General features: G+C 65.7%; 19 protein-coding genes and 1 pseudogene. 14 read left to right on the top strand and 6 right to left on the bottom strand.

All coding sequences use genetic code 11. The features are described 5' to 3' along the window. Positions 1 to 54: 54 nt before the first annotated feature. Positions 55 to 1242, bottom strand: a pseudogene (locus E2I15_RS27260) (ABC transporter substrate-binding protein); the annotation flags it as partial. Between the two features lie 143 nt (positions 1243 to 1385). Between E2I15_RS27260 and E2I15_RS27255 the strand changes: the two are divergent. The 7 genes from E2I15_RS27255 to E2I15_RS27225 all read left to right on the top strand — a co-directional run bounded on the left by E2I15_RS27255 (position 1386) and on the right by E2I15_RS27225 (position 8734). Beyond that, positions 1386 to 3038, top strand: coding sequence for an ABC transporter substrate-binding protein (locus tag E2I15_RS27255; protein ID WP_137481011.1), 1653 nt, complete (start codon positions 1386 to 1388; stop codon positions 3036 to 3038). A 197-nt stretch (positions 3039 to 3235) separates the two neighbouring features. Next, positions 3236 to 4189, top strand: a complete 954-nt coding sequence (locus E2I15_RS27250) for an ABC transporter permease (protein ID WP_016846820.1) — start codon at positions 3236 to 3238, stop codon at positions 4187 to 4189. Between the two features lie 3 nt (positions 4190 to 4192). Next, positions 4193 to 5080, top strand: a complete 888-nt coding sequence (locus E2I15_RS27245; RefSeq protein WP_137481012.1) for an ABC transporter permease — start codon at positions 4193 to 4195, stop codon at positions 5078 to 5080. A gap of 3 nt (positions 5081 to 5083) precedes the next feature. After that, positions 5084 to 6157, top strand: coding sequence for an ABC transporter ATP-binding protein (locus E2I15_RS27240; protein WP_170991654.1), 1074 nt, complete (start codon positions 5084 to 5086; stop codon positions 6155 to 6157). Then, positions 6154 to 6351: a hypothetical protein gene (locus E2I15_RS27235; RefSeq protein ID WP_137481013.1), complete on the top strand. Its 198-nt coding sequence runs from the start codon at positions 6154 to 6156 to the stop codon at positions 6349 to 6351. The genes E2I15_RS27240 and E2I15_RS27235 overlap by 4 nt, the downstream gene beginning before the upstream one ends. After that, positions 6348 to 7760: an amidase gene (locus tag E2I15_RS27230; RefSeq protein ID WP_137481014.1), complete on the top strand. Its 1413-nt coding sequence runs from the start codon at positions 6348 to 6350 to the stop codon at positions 7758 to 7760. Before E2I15_RS27235 ends, E2I15_RS27230 begins: the two co-directional genes overlap by 4 nt. After that, the gene (locus E2I15_RS27225) at positions 7757 to 8734 is read left to right on the top strand and encodes an ABC transporter ATP-binding protein (RefSeq protein ID WP_137481015.1); all 978 of its coding nucleotides are present in this window, start codon (positions 7757 to 7759) and stop codon (positions 8732 to 8734) included. The genes E2I15_RS27230 and E2I15_RS27225 overlap by 4 nt, the downstream gene beginning before the upstream one ends. Here E2I15_RS27225 and E2I15_RS27220 read toward each other — a convergent pair. Continuing rightward, entirely contained in the window at positions 8731 to 9639 is a 909-nt protein-coding gene (locus E2I15_RS27220; protein WP_137481016.1) for a LysR substrate-binding domain-containing protein, read from the bottom strand. The genes E2I15_RS27225 and E2I15_RS27220 overlap by 4 nt on opposite strands. Positions 9640 to 9749: 110 nt before the next feature. On the opposite strand from E2I15_RS27220, the gene E2I15_RS27215 reads away from it, so the two are divergent. The 3 genes from E2I15_RS27215 (at position 9750) to E2I15_RS27205 (ending at position 13753) form a co-directional block, all read left to right on the top strand. Continuing rightward, complete coding sequence (locus tag E2I15_RS27215) at positions 9750 to 10544, top strand: acyl-CoA thioesterase domain-containing protein (protein WP_137481017.1); 795 nt, start codon at positions 9750 to 9752, stop codon at positions 10542 to 10544. A gap of 150 nt (positions 10545 to 10694) precedes the next feature. After that, a complete protein-coding gene (locus E2I15_RS27210) occupies positions 10695 to 12446 on the top strand; it encodes a type I secretion system permease/ATPase (RefSeq protein ID WP_137481018.1) in 1752 nt (583 codons plus the stop codon). Beyond that, positions 12443 to 13753 carry an HlyD family type I secretion periplasmic adaptor subunit gene (locus E2I15_RS27205; protein WP_137481019.1) on the top strand — a complete coding sequence of 437 codons (1311 nt, stop codon included), beginning with the start codon at positions 12443 to 12445 and terminating at the stop codon, positions 13751 to 13753. The genes E2I15_RS27210 and E2I15_RS27205 overlap by 4 nt, the downstream gene beginning before the upstream one ends. A 162-nt stretch (positions 13754 to 13915) precedes the next feature. On the opposite strand, the gene E2I15_RS27200 is transcribed toward E2I15_RS27205, so the two are convergent. After that, entirely contained in the window at positions 13916 to 14398 is a 483-nt protein-coding gene (locus tag E2I15_RS27200; protein ID WP_137481020.1) for a CinA family protein, read from the bottom strand. 173 nt (positions 14399 to 14571) lie between these two features. Between E2I15_RS27200 and E2I15_RS27195 the strand changes: the two genes are divergently transcribed. From E2I15_RS27195 to E2I15_RS27180, 4 genes are all read left to right on the top strand, one after another. Further along, complete coding sequence (locus E2I15_RS27195) at positions 14572 to 15648, top strand: amidohydrolase family protein (RefSeq protein WP_137481021.1); 1077 nt, start codon at positions 14572 to 14574, stop codon at positions 15646 to 15648. Continuing rightward, positions 15645 to 16754: an amidohydrolase family protein gene (locus tag E2I15_RS27190; protein WP_137481022.1), complete on the top strand. Its 1110-nt coding sequence runs from the start codon at positions 15645 to 15647 to the stop codon at positions 16752 to 16754. The genes E2I15_RS27195 and E2I15_RS27190 overlap by 4 nt, the downstream gene beginning before the upstream one ends. 53 nt (positions 16755 to 16807) lie before the next feature. Beyond that, the gene (locus E2I15_RS27185; protein ID WP_137481023.1) at positions 16808 to 17221 is read left to right on the top strand and encodes a Rieske (2Fe-2S) protein; all 414 of its coding nucleotides are present in this window, start codon (positions 16808 to 16810) and stop codon (positions 17219 to 17221) included. 120 nt (positions 17222 to 17341) lie between these two features. After that, complete coding sequence (locus E2I15_RS27180; protein WP_155262587.1) at positions 17342 to 17848, top strand: class I SAM-dependent methyltransferase; 507 nt, start codon at positions 17342 to 17344, stop codon at positions 17846 to 17848. A gap of 39 nt (positions 17849 to 17887) precedes the next feature. On the opposite strand, the gene tcuB is transcribed toward E2I15_RS27180, so the two are convergent. From tcuB to E2I15_RS27165, 3 genes are all read right to left on the bottom strand, one after another. Continuing rightward, entirely contained in the window at positions 17888 to 18991 is a 1104-nt protein-coding gene (gene tcuB, locus E2I15_RS27175; RefSeq protein WP_137481025.1) for a tricarballylate utilization 4Fe-4S protein TcuB, read from the bottom strand. Between the two features lie 16 nt (positions 18992 to 19007). Further along, a complete protein-coding gene (gene tcuA, locus E2I15_RS27170; protein ID WP_170991655.1) occupies positions 19008 to 20408 on the bottom strand; it encodes an FAD-dependent tricarballylate dehydrogenase TcuA in 1401 nt (466 codons plus the stop codon). Positions 20409 to 20537: 129 nt separating this feature from the next. Further along, a complete protein-coding gene (locus tag E2I15_RS27165) occupies positions 20538 to 21848 on the bottom strand; it encodes an MFS transporter (protein WP_137481026.1) in 1311 nt (436 codons plus the stop codon). Between the last annotated feature and the right edge of the window lie 87 nt (positions 21849 to 21935).

Genomic DNA, 21935 nt, shown 5'->3' with positions numbered 1-21935 from the left:
GCCCCACTTTCGTCGGGACGACGGCGGAGGGGTTTACGCGGCGACGACCAGCAACTACTCCAGCCCGATCTGGGTCAGGTCCTGGAACCAGTGCTGCGCCTGCACGAAGGTTTTCACCTTCGGCGACAACGCGTGCGGATTGGTGTCGTGCACCACCCACACCAGCGCGGCATCGTCGACGATCAGCGCGTGCGCCTGCGCCAGCAGCGCATCCTGCTTCGCGGTATCGAAGGTCTGCTTGGCCTCGTCGATCAGCGCATCGACCTTCGGGTTCTTGTAGCCGCCCCAGTTGACGCCGACCGGTGCGATTTGGCCGGAATGGAAGAACCGCACGATGGCGTAGAGCGGATCCGACGTGACATAGGCGATGTTGTTGGCGGTGATGCCGGCGTTCATCTCGTCCGCCGCGCCCTTGCGCCAGTGCGTATATAATGTCTCGAGCTCGACCACCTTGAAGTCGATGTCGATGCCGATCTCCCTGAAGCTCTGCTGCAGGAACTCGTTCATCGGCAGCGACAGCATCTGCCCGGTACCGCCCTGGGCGATGATGAAGGTCGCCTTCAGCGGCTTGTCCTTCGAATAGCCGGCTTCCTCCACCAGCTTCCTGGCGGCTGCGAGGTCGTATTTCAGTTCAAAGGTCGGCTTGCCGAACCATGGGCTCGACGGATCGACCTGGCCCTTGGCGGGCTTGGCGAGGCCGTTCATCAGGCCAACCACCGCCTCGCGGTCGATCGCGAGGTTGAGCGCCTTGCGCAGGCGGATATCGGTCCATGGCGAGCCCGGCAGCACGCTCAAGTGATAGTTCCAGACATGCGGTGTCACGTTGTCGACGATCCTCATGCCGGCGGCCTTGAGCTGCGGCACGGCGTCGGGCGCCGGAGTTTCGATCAGGTCGACCTGGCCGGCCAGCAGCGCGTTGGTGCGGGTCAGCGCTTCCGGCATCGGAATCAGGATCATCTTGTCGACCTTCGCAAGCCGCTTCTTGTCCCAATAGTCCGGGTTTTTCGTCAGCTCGGCGAGCTCGCGTGGCACCAGCTTGGTCAGCTTGAACGGACCGGTACCGGAGGGCTGACTGGCGAATTTGTCCCAGTCCTTGCCGAGCTTTTCGTATTGTGCGGGGCTCGAGACCAGGAACCAGAGCATCTGGTAGGGGAAGAAGGAGTCGACGGTCTTGGTGGTGATCTCGATGGTGAAATCGTCGATCTTGGCGTAGCTCGCGACCGAGGGCAGGCGGGTCTTCTTCGCTCCGTTCGGGCGCGAGGTGGGAAGAAATGACGCGCCCGGCGGTTATTTGCTGATGAACTATTCCCCTTGGCACAGGCATTGCATACGCTTGCCCAAGAAATAATCACCAAAACGTCACCAGACTCGAAGGGGCTGCTCAGATGCGTAACAGGAAAACCAATGCGACGGCGATCATGCTGGCGCTGGCGATAGCCACTGGCGTGCCGGCGATCGCCAGCGCCGAGACCGTGCTGCGCATTGGCATGACCGCTGCCGATATTCCGCGCACGCTCGGTCAGCCCGACCAGGGTTTTGAAGGCAATCGCTTCACCGGGCTGACGATGTATGACGCGCTGACGATGTGGGACCTGTCCTCGTCGGACAAGGCGAGCGCGATGATTCCGGGTCTAGCCACCGAGTGGAAGGTCGACGATGTCGACAAGACCAAGTGGATTTTCAAGCTGCGCCCCGGCGTCACCTTTCATGACGGCTCGCCGTTCAATGCCGACGCCGTGGTCTGGAATGTGGACAAGGTGCTGAAGCAGGACGCGCCGCAATACGATGCGAGCCAGGTCGGCGTCACCGCCTCACGCATGCCGACGCTGGTCTCGGCGCGCAAGATCGACGACATGACGGTGGAGCTGACCACCAAGGAGCCGGACAGCTTCCTGCCGATCAATCTCACCAATTTGTTCATGGCGAGCCCGGCCAAGTGGCAGCAATTCTACGACAAGGCGGAAGGCGCCGACGCCAAGGCGAAGTCGCAGGCCGCGTGGGCCGCGTTCGCCAAGGACGCGTCGGGCACCGGGCCCTGGAAGATGTCGAGCTTCACCCCGCGCGAGCGGCTTGAGCTGGTGAAGAACGAAAATTACTGGGACAAGGCGCGGGTGCCGAAGGTCGACAAGATGGTGCTGTTGCCGATGCCGGAGGCCAATGCCCGCACCGCGGCGCTGCTGTCGGGGCAGGTCAACTGGATCGAGGCGCCGGCGCCGGACGCGCTGCCCGAGATCAAGCAGCGAGGTTTCAACCTCTATTCCAACGAGGAGCCGCATGTCTGGCCGTGGCAGTTCTCGCGCGTCGAGGGCTCGCCGTGGAACGATATCCGCGTCCGCAAGGCGGCCAATCTCTGCGTCGATCGCGAAGGGCTGCGTGACGGCCTGCTTGCCGGCCTGATGGTGCCGGCGACCGGCACGTTCGAGCCGGGCCATCCCTGGCGCGGCAACCCGACCTTCCAGATCAAGTACGACAAGCCGGCCGCGCAGAAGCTGATGCAGGAGGCGGGCTTCGGTCCGAACAAGAAGCTGACGGTCAAGATCCAGACCTCGGCATCGGGGTCGGGCCAGATGCTTCCGTTGCCGATGAACGAGTATCTGCAACAGGCGTTGGCCGAGTGCTACTTCGATGTGCAGCTCGACGTCATCGAGTGGAACACGCTGTTCACCAATTGGCGGCGCGGCGCCAAGGATCCGACCGCCAACGGCTCGAACGCCATCAACGTCACCTATGCGGCGATGGATCCGTTCTTCGCGCTGGTGCGCTTCCTGCAGTCGGGCATGGCGCCGCCGGTGTCGAACAATTGGGGTTTCAACAACAATCCGAAGTTCGACGAGCTGGTGAAGAAGGCCCGCCAGACCTTCGAGCCGGCCGCGCGCGACGCCGCGCTCGCCGAGCTGCATGCGGCCTCGGTCGACGACGCGGCTTTCCTCTATGTCGCCCACGACGTCGCACCGCGCGCGATGAGCCCGAAGATCAAGGGCTTTGTGCAGCCGAAGAGCTGGTTCGTCGACTTCTCGCCGGTCACGGTCGCGCCGTGAGGCGCTAGTCGCGCAACAGGTGGACCCTCTCCCCTTGTGGGAGTGGGTGGCTTCGCGAGAGCGAAGCCGGGTGAGGGGTTGTCGCCGCGGACACTCCTCCCCGAGATGAAATGATTGCATCCGCGGATGGAAACCCTCATCCGGCGCGCTCCGCGCGCCACCTTCTCCCGCAAGGGAGAAGGAAGAAAGAACGCAACGTGTTCGCCTATACGTCCAGACGGATCGTCTACGTCATTCCGATCGTGCTCAGCGTGGCGCTGGTGTGCTTCCTCCTGGTGCACATTACGCCCGGCGACCCCCTGGTCGCGGTGCTGCCGGCTGATGCCTCGCAGGAGCTCGCCGCGCAATTGCGCACGGCCTACGGCTTCGATCGTCCGTTGCCGGTGCAATTCGGTCTGTGGCTGTGGCGCGCGATCCATGGCGATCTCGGCAATTCGATCGCGACCGGGCGGCCCGTCCTGACCGAGGTGATGCGCGCCGTCGGCAACACCGTGATGCTGGCGATCGCGGCGGCGATGATCGGCTTTACGCTCGGCCTGCTGTTCGGCCTGATCGCCGGCTATTTCCGCGACACCTGGGTCGACAAGGTCGCGACCTCGGTTGCGATAGCCGGCGTGTCGCTGCCGCATTATTGGCTCGGCATGGTGCTGGTCATCATCTTCTCGGTGCAGCTCAACTGGCTACCTGCGGTCGGCGCAGGTCCCGGCGGCTCCGGCGCCTGGGCGTGGGACTGGGAGCATCTGCGCTATCTGGTGCTGCCAGCGATCACCACCTCGGTGATCCCGATGGGCATCATCACCCGCACGGTGCGCGCGTTGACCGGCGACATCCTGAGCCAGGATTTTGTCGAGGCGCTGCGCGCCAAGGGCCTGCGCGAGACCGAGGTGTTCCGCCACGTCGTCAAGAATGCGGCACCGACCGCGCTCGCGGTCATGGGCCTGCAGCTCGGCTATATGCTGGGCGGCTCGATCCTGATCGAGACCGTGTTCTCCTGGCCGGGATCGGGCCTGCTGTTGAACTCGGCGATCTTCCAGCGCGATCTGCCGCTGCTGCAGGGCACCATCCTGGTGCTGGCGCTGTTCTTCGTGCTGCTCAACCTCCTGGTCGACATCGCGCAGGCCGCGATCGATCCGCGCATCAAGCGGAGCTAGAGCATGAGCGCAATGAGCGATACTGCGTTGCAGGCTGCCCCGACCACCAAGGCGCGCGGCTATTGGGCGACGGTTGCCCGCCGCATCAGGCGCGACAAGGTCAGCATGGCCTGTGCCATCATCCTGGTGCTGATCTTTGCGTCGGCGCTGCTGGCGCCATGGCTGCATCTCGCCGATCCCTATCAGGGCTCGATGATCCGCCGTCTCCGCCATATCGGCACGCCGGGCTATCCGCTCGGCACCGACGAACTCGGCCGCGACATGCTGGCGCGGTTGATATATGGCGGACGGCTGTCGCTGGTCATCGGCATCCTGCCGGTGATCTTCGCCTTCGTGATCGGCACTTCGCTCGGCCTCGTCGCCGGCTATGTCGGCGGCAAGCTCAATACCGCGATCATGCGCACCGTCGACGTGTTCTACGCCTTCCCGTCGGTGCTGCTGGCGATCGCGATCTCGGGTGCGCTCGGCGCCGGCATCACCAATTCGATCGTGTCGCTGACCATCGTGTTCGTGCCGCAGATCACCCGCGTCGCGGAAAGCGTCACCACCGGCGTCCGCAACATGGATTTCGTCGAGGCGGCGCGCGCGTCCGGCGCGGGTCCGTTCACCATCATGCGGGTGCACATGCTCGGCAATGTGCTCGGCCCGATCTTCGTCTATGCCACCGGCCTGATCTCGGTGTCGATGATCCTTGCGGCCGGTCTGTCGTTCCTCGGGCTCGGCACCAAGCCGCCGGAGCCGGAATGGGGCTTAATGCTGAACACGCTGCGCACCGCGATCTACGTCAATCCGTGGGTTGCGGCGCTGCCGGGTGTGATGATCTTCGCCGTCTCGATCTGCTTCAATCTGCTCAGCGACGGCATGCGCAGCGCCATGGACATCAGGAATTGAAGCATGAGCGACGCCAATCTCTCCGTCGATATGCTGGAGCCGGTCGCCGACATCGGCGGCGCCGCGCAGCCGCTGCTGCAGGTCAAGGGACTGACCAAGCACTTCCCGGTGCGCGGCGGGCTGTTCAGTCCGCGCAAGACCGTGCGCGCCGTCGACGACGTCACCTTCGCGGTCATGAAGGGCGAGACCGTCGGCATTGTCGGCGAATCCGGCTGCGGCAAATCGACTACGGCGCGGCTCTTGATGCACCTGATGGCACGCGATGCCGGCGACATCATCTATGACGGCCGGCAGGTCGGCCCGTCGCTCTCGCTGCGCGATTTGCGGCGCGGCGTGCAGATGGTGTTCCAGGACAGCTACGCCTCGCTCAACCCGCGCCTCACCATCGAGGAATCGATCGCCTTCGGGCCAAAGGTCCACGGCATGGCCGACGACACGGCGCGGAAGCTGGCGCGCGAACTGCTCGGCAAGGTCGGCCTGCGGCCGGAGATTTTTGCCAACCGCTATCCGCACGAGGTATCCGGCGGCCAGCGCCAGCGCGTCAATATCGCCCGTGCGCTCGCGCTGTCGCCGCGGCTCGTGATCCTCGATGAAGCGGTCTCCGCGCTCGACAAATCGGTCGAGGCGCAGGTGCTCAACCTGCTCGCCGACCTGAAGCGCGAATTCGGCCTGACCTACCTGTTCATCAGCCACGATCTCAACGTCGTCCGCTACATCTCCGACCGCGTGCTGGTGATGTATCTCGGCGAGGTCGTCGAACTCGGCCCGGTCGATGCGGTCTGGGACGCGCCGGCGCATCCCTATACCCGCGCGCTGCTGGCGGCGATGCCGTCATCCGATCCCGACAAGCGCACCGAGGTGCCGCCGATCTCGGGCGATCCGCCCAATCCGATCGATCCGCCATCGGGCTGCCGGTTTCACACCCGTTGTCCGTTTGCGGAGCCGCTCTGCGCAAACGACACGCCAAAACTCAGCGATCTCGATACAATGGGCCATCAGGCGGCGTGCTACATGGCCATTCCTGGCTCGGGGCACAGCCGCGCGCCGGCAAAAGCAAAAGGAGAAAACGCGGCATGACCAGACCCACGGCCAAGGATGTCAAGGTGATCGCGCACGTCGCCGACGTGCCCGCCGACGACGACGTCGCCACCCGGATCGCCAATTCGATCGGGCCGGCATTCGACGGCTTCGCACCGATCTCCGGCACGCTGCCCTTCGATCTCGAACCCGCGAGCTTCCTGCTGGCGCAGATCGCGAAGGTGTCGAAATGAGTTCTGATCCGGCCCTGATGACGCTGACCGCGGTCGCCAAGGCGATTGCAGACAAGAAAGTTTCCTCGCATGAGGTGACGCGCGCGGTGCTGCATCGCATTGCGGAATGGCAGCCGCGCCTCAACGCCTATATGGCTGTTGAATCCGAGCAGGCGCTGGCCGCGGCCACCGAGGCCGATGCCGCGCTCGCCAAGGGCAATAGTCGCGGTGCGCTGCACGGCGTGCCGCTGGCGCACAAGGACATGTATTACGACGCCGGCAAGGTCGTGACCTGTGGCTCGCTGATTCGCCGCGACTTCGTGCCGAAGACGACTGCGACGGCTTTGCAGCGGCTGAAGGATGCCGGACAGGTCCGCCTCGGCTCGCTGCAAATGGTCGAGTTCGCCTATGGGCCGACCGGCCACAACGTGCATTACGGCGCCGTGCGCAATCCCTGGAACACCGAGCACATCACCGGCGGCTCGTCGTCGGGCTCGGGCTCGGCAGTTGCTGCGCGGCTGACCTTCGCGGCGCTCGGCTCCGACACCGGCGGTTCGGTGCGCATGCCCGCGCATTTCTGTGGCGTCACCGGCCTGAAGACGACGGTCGGCCGCGTCAGCCGCGCCGGTGCGATGCCGCTGTCGCAGTCGCTCGATACCGTCGGTCCGCTGGCGCAGACCGCGGAAGACTGCGCGCTGCTGCTCGGCCTGATGGCCGGTGCGGACCCGGAGGACCTGACAGCGTCGACGCAGCCGGTGCCGGACTATATGGCCGCGACCAAACAGTCGCTGAAGGGCCTGAAGATCGGCGTGCCGACGGCGTTCTATGTCGACGACCTCGATCCTGAGGTGGCGCGTATCCTCGACGAGACCATCGCCACCCTGAAGAAAGAGGGCGCCGAAATCGTCAAGGTCGAGCTGCCCGATCAGCGCCAGCTCTCTTCGGCATCGCAACTGGTGCTCGCGGTCGAGGCCGCCGCCTTCCACAAGCGCTGGATGATCGAGCGGCCGCAGGATTACGGCGCGCAGGTCCTGATGCGGCTGCAGAACGGGCTGACCATTCCGGCGGTCACCTATCTCGAGGCGATGCGCTGGCGCGGCCCCGCGCTCGCCGGGCACAACGCAGCCGTCAGCGGCGTCGACGCGGTGATCGCGCCGTCGTCGCCGGTACCGGCACCTACGATTGCCGAGAGCGATGTCGGCAACGGTCCGGGTGCCGACGCGGTGCTGCAGCGCCTGACGCGGTTCACCCGCCCGGTCAACTATCTCGGCCTACCGTCGCTCTCGATTCCCTCCGGCTTCACCAAGGCGGGCTTGCCGGTCGGCATGCAGCTGATCGGCCGCTCCTTCGAGGAAGCCTCACTGCTTCAGATCGGCGCTGCCTTCCAGCGCGCGACAGATTTCCACGCCAGGGTGCCCAAGCTCGCATGACCAACCTCGTCGAGATCGACAACCTCAACATCCGCTTCACCGGCGATCGCACGGTCCATGCCGTGAACGATCTCAGCCTAAAGCTCGGCGAGGGCGAGGTGTTGGGGCTGCTCGGCGAGTCCGGCTCGGGCAAGAGCGTGACGCTGCGCGCGTTGATGCGGCTGTTGCCGAAGAAGCGCACGCAGATATCCGGCAGCGTCAAGGTGCTGGGACAGCAGGTGCTGGCGATGGACGACGAGGCGCTGTCCGCATTCCGCGGCCAGACCGTCTCGATGATCTTCCAGGAGCCGGCGCTGGCGCTCGATCCGGTCTACACCATCGGCCGCCAGATCGCGGAGACGGTGATGCGCCACGAGGGCAAGAGCGAGCGCGAGGCGACGGCCCGCGCGCTTGAGATGCTCGAGGTGGTGCGGATCCCGTCCGCGAAGCGGCGGCTGGACTCCTATCCACACGAGATGTCGGGCGGCATGCGCCAGCGTGCGATGATCGCACTGGCGCTGGCCTGCAAGCCGAAGATCCTGCTCGCGGACGAGCCGACCACGGCGCTCGATGCCACCGTGCAGATCCAGATCCTGCTGCTGCTGCGCGAGCTGCAGCGCGAGTTCGGCATGTCGGTCATCTTCGTCACCCACGATATTGGCGTCGCGATCGAGATCTGCGATCGCGTCGCGGTGATGTATGCCGGCGAGATCGTGGAGCAGGGCGCCTTGCGCGACATCGTGCGCTCGCCGGTTCACCCCTATGCCAAGGGTTTGCTGGCCTCGACCATTCACGGCGCGATGCGCGGCCAGCGGCTGGAAACCATTCCGGGCACGCCGCCTTCGCTCGATCACGCGCCGGCCAGTTGCTCCTTTGCGCCGCGTTGCAAGTTCGCCGAGCCGCGCTGCAGCGAGCGCTTGCCGCCGGTCGTGCAGGTCGCTCCCGGCCGTTTGGCACGGTGCATCCTGGCCGAGCCGGCGCCGGCCACGGCCTAGCTCGCGCGCGCGACCGCGTCCGTGATCCAGCGCCGCACCGCGGCGATGCGGCGGTCCCGCGCCTGTTCGGTGCGAGAGACCAGGTAGATCGTCTCGCTGTATGCGGCCTCGAACGCAAACGGCGCCACCAGCCGCTTGCCGAAGCCCGGCCGCGCCTTGATCAGGGGCGCGATCGCAATCGCGACGCCGAGCCCGTGTTCGGCGGCCTCCAGCATCGCCGGCACGTTGTCGAGCCACAGATGTCCGCGCGGAGCAAGATTGGGCAGCCCGGCCTCCTTCAGCCAGGCCGGCCACGCCCGCGGCTGCGTCGTGACATGGATCAGCACCTCGCGCGACAGGTCCGCAGGGGTCCGAAGACCTGCCTTGACCAGTGCCGGCGTACAGACCGGCATTCCTTTGACCTGCACCAGCGGCTCGACCTTCAGCCCGGCGGCATGTTCCCGCCCGTAGCGGATCGCGACATCGACGCGCGAGCCGTTGAAGTCGGCATATTGGTGGGTGGCCTCGATCCGCAGCGTCAGTTGCGGATGGCGCCGCTTGAACTCCGGCAGCGCCGGCAGCAGCACGGCGCTGGTGAAGAACGGCAATGAGCTGATCCAGAGCTCACCACTTGCCTCGCCGCGTTGCCGCAGCATGTCCCGGCTCGCCTCCTGCAGCGCCGCCAGCGCGGCCGACACTTTTGCAAGGTAGCGCTCGCCGTCGGCGGTCAACCGCACCTGGCGCGCGCCGCGGACGAACAGCTTGGTGCCGAACTGCTCCTCCAGCCCGCGGATCTGGTGGCTGATCGCCGACGGGCTCAGCGACAGGTCTCGCGCGGCGCGCCGGAAGCTGAGTTGGGTGGCCGCGCGCTCGAAGGCGAGCAGCGCCGGCAGCGGCGGGATCACCCGCGGATCGGGGGTGTCCAATGGGTGAATCCTGCTCACCTGAAGTGATGAATGGCCTTTTGTCATGGCCGCTATTCTTGGATCAGATTGGCCGTACGCTAAATCCTGCTCATCTCATGGGATCATTCGTCTTGGCCATCTTCGAACCGCTCGCCACGCCTCATCACTGGAAGCCCGCGGCGCTGGCGGCCGGGCCGTTCACGGGCCTTCAGGGCGGGGCGGTCGCAAGCCTGCTGACCGGCGAGGTCGAGGCCATGGCCGGCGCGCGCAACTGGGGCACCGCGATCTCGGCGGCGGCCTGGTTCCTGCGGCCGACGCCAATGGCGGAACTGCGCACGCAGGTTACCGTGGTGACCGAGGGCGGCCGGGTCAGCGTCGTCGACAACACGCTCTGGCCGGCCGGTGAGGAGCAACCCTGCGCGACGGTGCGCGTGACGCTGTCGCGCGAGCGTGCCGTCGAGGTCCCGGGGTTTTACGGGAGCGCAGCCGATCCGGTGGATCCTACGGCATTTCCGTTGCGCAACCTGCGTGCCGTCCATGGCCGCAGCTGGTTCATGGATGCGATGGAAGCCCGTGCCGGGGGCGATGTCGCCTGGTTTCGCTTGCATCACGCCGTAATTGCGGACGTCGGCCCATTGGCGCGAGTGCTCGGCCCGGCTGATTGGACCCACGGCATCGCGCGCCCGGTCCAGAACGCTGTGGCCGACCCCAATCCGAACCTCGCGGTGCAGCTGTTCAGGCCGCCGCGGGGCGCGTGGATCGGCGTTCGCGCCGAGGCCCGCTGGCGACCGGAGGCCGGGCTCGGCGTCGGCAGCGGGGTCTTGCTCGATGTGGATGGCGAGATCGGCCGGGTCTCGATGTCGGTCATTCTCGTGCCGTTTCCGGGAAGCGCGCCCGCGCGCGGCCAGGGTTCCGCGGCCGGTTAACCCTAATTTATTCCGTCAACTGTCGGTGCGATCACAAAAATGGGCCGCGAACCATGCTTTGGTTCGCGCGACTTAAAATGGACGGTGGTCGCAAACGTCTATACAACGTGGCGATCACGTAACTCTTTTGTTTTGCAGAGATCAGTTTTTATGGCAGCCGCGCCCGCTGTCCGGCGTTCCGAACTGGCTGAGGCGCTGCGCGCTTGCCGCAGCGCCTTCATCGGCGTCGGCCTTATCAGTTGCATGATCAACCTGCTCTACCTGACAGGTTCGATGTTCATGCTGCAAGTCTACGACCGGGTGCTGCCGAGCCGCAGCGTTCCCACCCTGGTCGGCCTCGTGGTCATCGCCGCGGTCCTCTACATCGCCCAGGGCGTGCTCGACCTGCTGCGTGGACGGATCCTCGGCCGCGTCGGCACCTCGCTCGACGAAGCGCTCAACGCGCGGGTGTTCGACACCGTCGTGCGGCTGCCGCTGATGGCGGGCAATCGCAGCGAGGGCCTGCAGCCGCTGCGCGACCTCGACAATGTGCGCTCCTTCCTCGGCAGCATGGGTCCCGGCGCCTTCTTCGATCTGCCCTGGCTGCCGTTCTACATGGTGATCTGCTTTGCGTTCCATTGGCTGCTTGGCGTCACGGCGCTGGTCGGCGCGATCATCCTGGTGACGCTGACGCTGATCACCGAATACTTGTCGCGCACGCCGGCCAAGGAAGCGATGACGCTCGCGGCGCGGCGCAACGATCTTGCCGCCTCCAGCCGCCGCAATGCGGAAGTGCTGGTGGCGATGGGCATGGCCGGCCGCATGAACCGGCGCTGGAACGAGGCCAACGAGGAATACCTGTCCGGCAACCAGCGTGCGAGTGACGTCACCGGCGGGCTCGGTGCGGTCGCCAAGGTGCTGCGCATGATGCTGCAGTCCGCCGTGCTCGCGGTCGGTGCCTATCTCGTGATCCATCAGGAGGCCACCGGCGGCATCATCATCGCCGGCTCGATCCTGAGCGCGCGGGCACTGGCGCCGGTCGATCTCGCGATCGCGCATTGGAAGGGCTTCGTCGCCGCGCGGCAGAGCTGGCAGCGGCTCAACCGCCTGCTGCAGCAGATGCCGGCGCGCCCTGAGCAGACGCTGTTGCAGGCGCCGGAGAAGAAGCTTTCGGTCGAGGCCGTGACCATGGTCGCGCCGGGCGATCAGCGCGCCATCGTGCAGGACATCACCTTCGCCGTCGAGGCCGGCAGCGGCGTCGGCGTGATCGGCCCGAGCGGCTCAGGCAAGTCATCGCTGATCCGCGCGCTGGTCGGCGTCTGGCTGCCGGCGCGGGGCAAGGTGCGGCTCGACGGCGCCGCGCTCGACCAGTGGTCGTCGGACCAGCTCGGCCGTCATGTCGGCTATTTGCCGCAGGACGTCGAACTGTTCGCCGGTACGGTCGCGCAGAACATCTGCCGGTTCGATCCCGATGCCAAGTCGGACGGCATCATCGCGGCGGCCAAGGAGGCCGGCGTGCATGAGATGATCATCAAGATGCGCGAGGGCTACGATACCCAAGTCGGCGAACAGGGCACTGCGCTCTCGGCCGGCCAGGCGCAACGCGTGGCGCTGGCGCGTGCGCTGTACGGCAATCCGTTCCTGATCGTGCTGGATGAGCCGAACTCCAATCTCGACAGCGAAGGCGACGAGGCGCTGACCCGCGCGGTGCGCGGGGCCCGCGAGCGCGGCGCGATCGTCATCGTGGTTGCGCACCGGCCGATCGGCATCGAGGGCGTCGACCATCTGCTGGTGCTGAAGGACGGCCGCATGCAGACCTTCGGGCCGAAGGAGGCCGTGCTTGCGCAGGTGCTGCAGCGTGCCGCGCCGCCGGTGCCAACGCCGATCAAGATCGTCGCGGATGCGGGAGCCGCCAAGTCATGACCGATCAACCGCGCAATGCACATCGCTCGATCCGCAAGCATCTGATCGTCGGCCTTGCGGTGGTTCTGATTCTCGGCGGGGGCGTCGGCGGCTGGGCCGCGACGGTGCCGATCTCGGGCGCGCTGATTGCGCCGGGCTCGGTGGTGGTCGAATCCAACGTTAAGAAGGTGCAGCATCCGACCGGCGGCGTGGTCGGCGAGGTGCGGGTGCGCGACGGCGACGTGGTCAAGGCGGGCGACATCGTCGTGCGCCTCGACGAGACCGTCGTGAAGGCGAGCCTTGCGATCGTGGTCAAGACCTTGAACGGTCTTTATGCGCGCGCGGCCCGGCTCGAGGCCGAGCAGCAGGGCCGCGACAAGATCGCTTTCCCGCCGCAGCTCCTCGAACAGGCCAAGGATTCGGACGTTCGCGACATCATGGCGAGCGAAACCAAGCTGTTCGAGGTCCGCGTCAACGGTCGCACCGGCCAGAAGGCGCAGCTGCGCGAGCGCGTCACCCAACTCAACGAGGAGATCTCCGGCCTGCAGGCGCAGGAGAGCGCCAAGGACAAGGAGATCGCGCTGGTGCAGCAGGAGCTGGTCGGCGTCCGCCAGCTCTATGAGCAACATCTGGTGCAGCTGACCCGCCTGACCACGCTCGAGCGCGACGCGGCGCGGCTCTCCGGCGAGCGCGCGCAGTACATCGCCTCGCGCGCGCAGGCCAAGGGCAAGATCACCGAGACCGAGTTGCAGATCATCCAGGTCGACAAGGACATGTTGTCGGAGGTCTCGAAGGACCTGCGCGAGACCAACGACAAGATCGGCGAGTTCGTCGAGCGCAAGGTGACGGCCGAGGACCAGCTCCGCCGCATCGATATTCGCGCGCCGCAGGACGGCGTGGTGCTGCAGTCGACCGTGCACACTGTCGGCGGCGTCATCACGGCGGGCGACGCCATCATGATGATCGTGCCGAAGGCCGACGATCTGTCGGTCGAGGCCAAGGTCAATCCGCAGGACATCGACAAGCTGCAGGTCGGACAGAAAACCGTGCTGCGGCTCTCCGCATTCAACCAGCGCACCACGCCGGAGCTGAACGGCGTCGTCACCCGCGTCTCCGCCGACGTCACCACTGACCAGCGCACCGGGCAGAGCTATTACACCATCCGCGTCTCGATGCCGCCGGAAGAAGTCGCGCGCCTCGGCAGCGAGGTGAAGATCATCCCGGGCATGCCGGTGGAGGCCTTCGTGCAGACCGGCGACCGCACCATGCTGTCCTATCTGATGAAGCCGATGAGCGATCAGTTCATGCGCTCGTTCCGCGAGAAGTGAGGTCTGGCGGGCAGGCTTAGCCCAGAGCGAGCTCTTTCCCCACCTCGTCCCTGCGAAAGCAGGGACCCATAACCACCGCTGATCATTGCGGCACAGCGCTGTGGCCCCAGTGTTCTTTAACGCTGGCGGCTGCGCTACGCTTGCCCGGGACGACAGCGGAATTTACTGCGAGAGATTCCTCAACAGCAACTCCAGTGCTGCCTTCGCAAAAGCCTGCATGTTCGCCTGCCGGTCGCCGCTCGCGGTCTCCAGCGTGATCACCTGCTGCCGGGGGCCTGCGACCGCCATGCAGCTATGGCCGGCGGCATCGCCGTAGCGGTTGCCGGTCGGACCGGCGGCACCGGTCTCGGACAATCCCCAATCGGTTGCGAGGCGCTCGCGGATCTGCCGCGCCAGCAATTGCGCGTAGGGTTCCGACGACGAACGGAGCCCGCGCATGGCGTCGTCGGGAATGTCCATCAGCGCGCGCCGCGCGTCGCGCGTGTAGATCACGCCGCCGCCGAGGAAATAGGCCGACGCGCCGGGAACCGCGAGCAGCGATGCCGAGATCAGTCCGCCGGTCGAGGATTCCGCGACCGCGATCGTCTGCCTGTTCGCAATCAGTCTTGCGGCGACCTGTTCGGCGATGGATGTGAGCGCGTTCATCGGCCTTCTTTCTCGTTGCTTGCCATGAAAATCCCGTGGGGCGTTCTGCCTTCCTAGCACAGCACGCAGGCCCTTGCCGAGTTGCAGGCCGCGCCATGGCCTGCTTGAATGCGAGCCAAGAACCAAGCGCCGCCCGACAAGCTTGTCGTGAGAGCGTGCGCGGAGGAAACAGCATGACGTCGCCGATCGCGGGCGGCGTGGATTGCGATCTGCATCCCGCCGTACCCCATCTCACCAGCCTGCTGCCGTACATGAACGACTACTGGCGCGACCAGGTGACCACGCGCGGCATGACCGATCTGATCTCGCAATCCTATCCGACCAATTCGCCGATCTCGTCGCGGCCGGACTGGCGTCCCGCGCAAGGCAAGCCGGGCTCGAGCCTTGCGGACATGCAGCGCCAGGCGCTCGACAGGTTCGGCACGGCCTGCGGCATCTGCAATCCGCTCTACGGCGTGCAGATGGTGTTCTCCGAGGACATGGCCGATGCGTTCTGCCGCGCGCTGAACGACTGGCTGGTCAAGGAATGGCTCGACAAGGACGATCGCCTGCGCGGCTCGATCGTGATCCCGGTGCAGAGCATCGAAAAGGCGGTCGCCGAGATCGAGCGCTGTGCGCAGGACAAGCGCTTCGTGCAGGTGCTGATGCTGGTGATGGGCGACATGCCGCTCGGCAAGCGCCACTACTGGCCGATCTACGCCGCGGCCGAACGGCTCGGCCTGCCGGTCGGCATCCATGCCGGCAGCGCCTATCACAATCCGCCGACCTCGGTCGGCTGGGGCTCCTATCACATCGAGGATTATGTCGCGCAGGCGCAGGCGTTCCAGACCCAACTCACCAGCCTGATCGTCGAGGGCGTGTTCGCGCGCCATCCGAACCTGAAAATGGTGATGCTGGAGTCCGGCTTCACCTGGCTGCCGCCATTCCTGTGGCGGCTGCACAAATTCTGGCGCGGTGTGCGCATGGAGACCCCGTGGGTCGACCGCGCGCCGCTGGAGATTGTGCGCAGCAACATCCGCTTCTCGCTGCAGCCGGTCGATGCGCCGCCGGACGGAGACGCGCTGAACCGCCTGTTCGACCATATGCAGTCGGACGAATTGATCCTATTCTCGTCAGACTATCCGCATTGGCAGTTCGATGGTGACGAGGTGCTGCCGCAGGGGTTGTCGCAGGATCTGGTGCGCAAGATCATGATCGATAATCCGCATGCGACCTATGGCCGGCTCAAGGTGAAGGAGATGACGCCATGAACATCCAGCTTCGCGAGCGTCCCGAAACCGCATCGCCGACCGGCGTCAAGACCGCGATCGCCGACTGCGACATCCATCCGGCCCGCGCCACCAAGGACGAACTGTATCCTTATCTCGAAAAGCGCTGGCATGCGCATCTCGAGACCTTCGGCGTCCATGCCTATCAGGGCATGATGGAAGGCCCGCCCTATCCGAAGGCGCAGCCGAATGCGTCGCGCCGCGATGCCTATCCGCCGGAAGGCGGCCCGCAGGGCTCGTCGCTATCCTTCATGCAGAAGCAGCACCTCGATCCCAACAATGTCGCGCTCGGCGTGCTCAACCCACTCAACACCGGGCAGGGCATCCGCAACCAGGATCTCGCCGGCGCGATCTGCTCGGCCATCAACGACTGGCAGATCGAGAAGTGGACCAGCAAGGACTCGCGGCTGAAGGGTTCCGTTGTCGTCGCCAACGAGGACGGCGTGTCGGCCGCCGCCGAAATCCGCAAGCGCGCAGGCGACAAGAATTTCGTCCAGGTGCTGCTGCTCAGCCGCAATGTCGAGCCGCTCGGCCAGCGCCGCTACTGGCCGATCTATCAGGCGGCGCAGGACGCCGGTCTTCCGATCGGCGTGCACGCTTTCGGCTTCGGCGGCAACCCGATCACCGCATCGGGCTGGCCGAGCTACTATATCGAGGAGATGGTCGGGCATTCGCAGTGCCAGCAGACCGCGCTGGCCAGCCTCGTGCTCGAGGGCGTGTTCGAGCGCTTCCCGAAATTGAAGATGGTGATGGTCGAGGCCGGGTTCGGCTGGGCGCCGTCGCTGGCCTGGCGGCTCGACAAGGTGTTTTCGCGGCTGCATGCCGAGGTGCCGCATCTGAAGCGCAAGCCGTCGGAATACATCCGCGACCACATCTGGTGGACGACGCAGCCGATGGAGGATCCGGAGAGCCGCGACCATCTGTTCCAGACCATCGAGTGGATCGGCTGGGACAGACTGTTGTTCGCGACCGATTACCCGCATTGGGATTACGACGAGCCGTCGCGCGTGCTGCCGGCCGGCGTCAGCGATGCCAATCGCCAGGCGTTCTATCTCGGCAACGCCAAGCAGCTGTACGGTATCGCATGATCCGAAAAAGTGGGAACCGGTTTTTCGAATCAGATCATGCGTGAGAACAACTGATGGCGCGGCATGTGATCGCCTCGGTGGACGAGCTGCCGCCGGGTTCGCGAAAATTCCTCGAGATCGACGGACGGCCGATCGCCGTCTTCAACGTCGAGGGCGAGTTCTTCGGCCTGCTGAACCGCTGCCCGCATCAGGGCGCGGCGCTGTGCGAGGGGCCGCTGATCGGGCTCGCCTCATCGTCCGACCCCGGCGAGATCGAATACACCAAGCTCGGCGAGATCCTGCGCTGCCCCTGGCACGGCTGGGAGTTCGACATCCGCACCGGCCAGTCCTATTGCGACCCGCGCCGCTTCCGCGTGCGCGCCTATCCGGTCAGCGTCGAGCCGGGCACCAATGTGGTGAAAGGGCCGTATGTCGCCGAGACCATCAAGGTCGCGGTGGAGAGCGACTACGTGGTGGTGGATTTGTAGCCGCGACCATCCCGAAATCCTGTTCACCGGAGATGGCAATCGGTGAGCGTCGTGCGAAGCATCCTCTTGCGGGCGTTTGGCCGTCCTCGGGGTCTCCTGGGTAGGCTCGGCGGCGTGATCATGGCGCGCACCAATGCCGATTGCGGCGCGTGGGTCGCAGATCGCCTCGACGTCCGACCTGATGACAGCGTGCTCGAGATCGGGTTTGGTCCCGGCGTCGTCATTCAACGGCTGTCGACATTGGTGCCGGCGGGACGCGTCGCGGGCATCGATCCGTCGCAGGAGATGCTCGGGCAAGCTCGCGCCCGGAACGCGGCCGCGATCGAGGATAGTCGTGTCGAGCTTCGGCTTGGCTCCGTGGAGCGGATGCCATTCGATGCGGATAGCTTCGACGAGGTGCTGGCGATCAACTCGATGCAAGTCTGGCCGGACGCCGACGCCGGGCTACGGGAGGTCCGGCGCGTGATGAAGCCGAGCGGCAGGATCGCGCTCGGCTTTACGCGCTACTCCGGACAGCCCCAGGAAGGGGTGGCGGAAAAGCTGGCAGCAGCCGGCTTCTCGCAGGCTCGGCTGGTCGAGACAAATGAGTGGTTCTGCGCTCTGGCGACAAAGCCCGATGCAGGATGAGTTCGCAAGCCGGGCTACGCTGCGCTAACCCACCGCCATTCATTCCGTCATCATCTGCCGTTCCCGCGCATAGCGCACCAGCGCGACGAAGCGGTAGATGCCGTGCACGAATTTTCCGTAGGGCATGGTGATGAACAGCGCGAACACCACGCCGAGATGCAGCGCCAGCAGCGGGCCCATTGCGGCGGTCTCGCGCCACAGCAGCAAGGCGAGGCCGGTGATGCTGGTCAGGAACAGCATCAGGATGAACGCGATGTCCATGCCCATACGCTGCTCGTCGACCAGCACGCGGTCGCGCTTCCATTTCTCCGACAGGAGCCCGAGCGGGCCGACCACGAGCCCGATGCCGCCGAGCGTGCCGAGCACGACGGGCAGGTCCCACCACGCATAGGGCGCCTCGCGCGCCAGGAGGTAATGATACAGCGTGCCGACGCAGGTCGCGGCGAAGCACAGCGCGAAGCCATAGAAGGTGAAGTGATGATACAGCTTGCGGCGATCGGTCGGCTGGTCGTCCTCGTTGAAGCAGCCGACGCCGCCGCCGTCGAGATAGCGCAGCTCGCCGGCGTCGCGGACCGCCTGCAACAGCGCTTTCGCATCCGTCGTCATGCCGACCGGCTCGCCGATGTCGCGCCAGAACGCGCGCACGCCCATCGCCAGCGCCAGGATCGCGTAGAGCAGGGCGGCGCCGAACAGCAGCGCCATCGCATTGTGCGGCATCAATTTATAGAACGCGCCGGGACCGGTGTGGATGCCGGTGAGCACGCCGCGATCATTGACCGCGGCGAAGCCGAAGATGAAGGCAGCGACGCTGAGCGCTGCGATCAGGCTGATGACGAGGCCGTTGCGCGCGAACGCGCCGGCAAAGGCGCGCGGCCAGGCATAGACCGCATAGGATTCGGCGCGCGCGACCGCGAGCGTCTTCGGTACATTGACGTTGAATTCGTGCGGCGGCGAGAACTGGCAGTCGGTGTAGCAGGCGCCACAGCTATGGCAGAGGTTGGCGAGGTAGTTGAGATCGCCGTCGGAGAAGGCGCGGCGCATCTCCATCGCGGGAAACACCGCGCACAGGCCCTCGCAATAGCGGCAGGAATTGCACACCGTCATCAGGCGGTCGGCTTCCTGCAAGATCCTCGTCCCGTGCATCGTGTCAGTCCCGCCTTCAGTTCCGCGCATTCTTGGCTGCTTCCCGGCCGGCGACGCGGCCGAACACGCTGCCGATGGTCATGCCGATGCCGGCGGCATAGCCCTTGCCGAGCACGTTGCCGGCCATGATCTCGCCGGCGGCGAACATGTTGGCGGACGGCTTGCCGTCCTTCATCAGCATCCGCGCCTCGCGGTTCACGCGGGTGCCGAGATAGGTGAAGGTGATGCCAGGCCGCACCGGATAGGCGAGATAAGGCGGCGTCTCGATCCGGCGCGCCCAATGCGTCTTCGGCGGCGTGATGCCTTGGGTAGCGCAGTCATCGAGGATGGTGTGGTCGAAGGTGCCGGGCTGCACTGCGGCGTTGAACTCGGTGATGGTCTTTTTCAGCGCGGCCGCGTCGAGCTCGAGCTTGCCGGCGAGCTCGGCAATCGTCGCGCCCGCAATCGGCGGAAACAGCGTCGGCATGAAGCTCGTCACCACGGCCGAGTCGAAGATGATGTAGGCGATCTGGTCCGGCTGCGCCGCGACCAGGCGGCCCCAGATCGCATAGCGCTTCGGCCAGATGTCCTCGCCCTCGTCGTAGAAGCGTTCGGCGTGCTTGTTGACGACAATACCGAACACGACCGAGTCGTGGCGCGTGATGATGCCGCCGTCGAATTTCGGCGCGCGCGCGTCGATCGCCACCGCATGGCATTGCGTCGGATCGCCGATCTCCTGCACGCCCTTGGCGAGCAGCATCTTGAGAATCGCGCCGCGATTATAGGGCGTGCCGCGGATCAGGAAATTGTCGGCCGCATCGCCCCAGGACTCCTTCAGCCATTCGATGTTGGCCTCGAAGCCGCCGGCGGCCGCGACCAGGGTCGAGGCACGGACTTCGGTCTTGCCGCCGACCGGCTGCTTCAGCTGCGCCGAAAGGAACATGCCGTCCTCGATCGTGAGGTCGATGACCTCGGCATCGTATAGGATGTCGACGCCGAGCTCCTCGGCGGTACGATAGAGCGCGTTGAGCATCGCGCGGCCGCCGCCGAGGAAGAACGAGTTGGTGCGGCCAAGGCTCAGCGTGCCGCCGAGCGAGGGCTGCCAGCGCACGCCCTGTTCGACGATCCAGTTCAGGATGTCCTTGGACTCGTGGATCATGAAGCGGGCCAGTTCCTCATCGGTCTGGCCGCCGGTCACCAGCAGCAAATCGTTCCAGAATTCCTCCTCGGTGTAGGGGCCGGTGAGGATCTCGGTCGCCGCGTCATGGGCGCAGCGCATGTTGCGGGTGTGGCGGGTGTTGCCGCCGCGATAGAATTTCGGGGCGCCTTCCAGCACCAGCACGGAGGCGCCGGCGCGCCGTGCGCTGATCGCAGCGCACAGCGCGGCGTTGCCGCCGCCGATCACCAGGACGTCGAACCTGCGCGTCAGATCAACCATGCGTTCTTGTTATCGTTGTTGGCATGGAAAGCAACACGGCCGGGCGCATGAGCATGATCCGGAAAAGCGTGTCGCGATTTTCCGTAAGAAGTCATGCCCAGCGAGCCCGCCCGGCCGCGAAGTGGAATATCAGGCCGCAACCGTCTCGCGCTGCTCGATGGTCTGGCCGCCGCGATAGACGATCAGCGCGGCGACGATGCCGAGCGCTGCGGCGCACATCAGCCAGTAGCCGGGCGAAGCCTTGTCGCCGGTCTGCTGGATCAGCCAAGTCGAGGCGAACGGCGTGAAGGTGCCGAACAGCCCGGCCGCCAGTGCAAAGGCCAGCGAGAAGCAGGTGGTGCGGACATGCGCCGGCACGATCTCGACCAGGCAGCCCAGCATGGTGCCGCTGTAGACGCCGAAATAGAACGAGAACATCATCTCGACCGCCAGCATCTTGCCGAACGACGGATTGGTCACCAGCCAGTGCAGCGCCGGATAGGCCGTGATGAGGGACAGGCCGGCGATCGCCAGCAGCACCGGCTTGCGGCCGAGCCGGTCGGACACCGCGCCGCCGACCGGATTCCAGATGAAGTTGGTCACCGCAACCAGCAGCGTCACCAGCAGCGCATCCTGGGTCGAGAGCTTCAGCACGGTCTTGCCGAAGGTCGGCGTGTAGACGGTGACGAAGTAGAAGGTGGTGGTGGTCAGCACCGCGATCATCATGCCGAGGACGACGATGCGCCAGTTCGCGATCGCCGAGGCGAACACCTCGCTCGCGGTCGGATGCTTCTTCATCGCGAGGAACGCCGGGGTCTCCTCCAGCGTCCGGCGCAGGAAGAAGATCACCGGGATGATCAGGCAGCCGACGAAGAACGGGATGCGCCAGCCCCAGGAGGCAACGGTCGCGGCCGGCATGCTCTCGCTGAGGACGAAGCCGAGGATCGAGGCGACGAAGATCGCGACCTGCTGGCTCGCCGACTGGAACGAGGTGTAGAAGCCCCGATTGCCGGGCGTGGCGATCTCCGCGAGATAGACCGAGACGCCGCCGAGCTCGACGCCGGCGGAGAAGCCCTGCAGCAGGCGCGCGATCAGCACGATGATCGGCGCAGCAATGCCGATGGTCGCATAGCTCGGGCAGAGCGCGATCACCACGGTGCCGATAGCCATGATCGACAACGTCACGATCAGGCCCTTGCGGCGGCCGATGCGGTCGATATAGGCCCCGAGCACGACGGCGCCGACCGGGCGCATCAAGGCGCCGAGCCAGAACACGCCGAACGCGTTGAGCAGCGCCGCGGTCTCGTTCTCGGAGGGGAAGAAGGCCTTCGCAATCGCCTGGGCATAGAAGCCGAACAGGAAGAAGTCGAACTGCTCGAGGAAATTGCCGCTGGTCGCGCGCAGGATGGCGCCAAGACGCGATTTGATCTGCGGGACTTGCGATGAACTCGACTGCGACATAACGCCCTTTCCTCCCCGTGACGAAACGGCCGACGCAAATTGTCTCGCCGGCCGAAGCAGTTAGCTGCCATGTGCGGCAATTTGGCA

The organism is Bradyrhizobium sp. BR2003 (assembly GCF_009720285.1).
GTDB classification, from domain to species: Bacteria; Pseudomonadota; Alphaproteobacteria; order Rhizobiales; family Xanthobacteraceae; genus Bradyrhizobium; species Bradyrhizobium elkanii.
The sequence above is the reverse complement of the archived record's forward strand: the minus strand, read 5'-3'. Positions and strand labels throughout refer to the sequence as shown.

Bases quoted from the DNA above. Each gene is read 5' to 3' on its own strand.
- E2I15_RS27245 (WP_137481012.1), top strand. From the start codon at position 4,193: ATGAGCGCAATGAGCGATACTGCGTTGCAGGCTGCCCCGACCACCAAG.
- E2I15_RS27235 (WP_137481013.1), top strand. From the start codon at position 6,154: ATGACCAGACCCACGGCCAAGGATGTCAAGGTGATCGCGCACGTCGCC.
- E2I15_RS27225 (WP_137481015.1), top strand. From the start codon at position 7,757: ATGACCAACCTCGTCGAGATCGACAACCTCAACATCCGCTTCACCGGC.
- tcuB (WP_137481025.1), bottom strand. From the start codon at position 18,991: ATGCACGGGACGAGGATCTTGCAGGAAGCCGACCGCCTGATGACGGTG.
- E2I15_RS27230 (WP_137481014.1), top strand. From the start codon at position 6,348: ATGAGTTCTGATCCGGCCCTGATGACGCTGACCGCGGTCGCCAAGGCG.
- E2I15_RS27165 (WP_137481026.1), bottom strand. From the start codon at position 21,848: ATGTCGCAGTCGAGTTCATCGCAAGTCCCGCAGATCAAATCGCGTCTT.
- E2I15_RS27240 (WP_170991654.1), top strand. From the start codon at position 5,084: ATGAGCGACGCCAATCTCTCCGTCGATATGCTGGAGCCGGTCGCCGAC.
- E2I15_RS27195 (WP_137481021.1), top strand. From the start codon at position 14,572: ATGACGTCGCCGATCGCGGGCGGCGTGGATTGCGATCTGCATCCCGCC.
- E2I15_RS27255 (WP_137481011.1), top strand. From the start codon at position 1,386: ATGCGTAACAGGAAAACCAATGCGACGGCGATCATGCTGGCGCTGGCG.
- tcuA (WP_170991655.1), bottom strand. From the start codon at position 20,408: ATGGTTGATCTGACGCGCAGGTTCGACGTCCTGGTGATCGGCGGCGGC.
- E2I15_RS27180 (WP_155262587.1), top strand. From the start codon at position 17,342: ATGGCGCGCACCAATGCCGATTGCGGCGCGTGGGTCGCAGATCGCCTC.
- E2I15_RS27210 (WP_137481018.1), top strand. From the start codon at position 10,695: ATGGCAGCCGCGCCCGCTGTCCGGCGTTCCGAACTGGCTGAGGCGCTG.
- E2I15_RS27200 (WP_137481020.1), bottom strand. From the start codon at position 14,398: ATGAACGCGCTCACATCCATCGCCGAACAGGTCGCCGCAAGACTGATT.
- E2I15_RS27185 (WP_137481023.1), top strand. From the start codon at position 16,808: ATGGCGCGGCATGTGATCGCCTCGGTGGACGAGCTGCCGCCGGGTTCG.
- E2I15_RS27190 (WP_137481022.1), top strand. From the start codon at position 15,645: ATGAACATCCAGCTTCGCGAGCGTCCCGAAACCGCATCGCCGACCGGC.
- E2I15_RS27205 (WP_137481019.1), top strand. From the start codon at position 12,443: ATGACCGATCAACCGCGCAATGCACATCGCTCGATCCGCAAGCATCTG.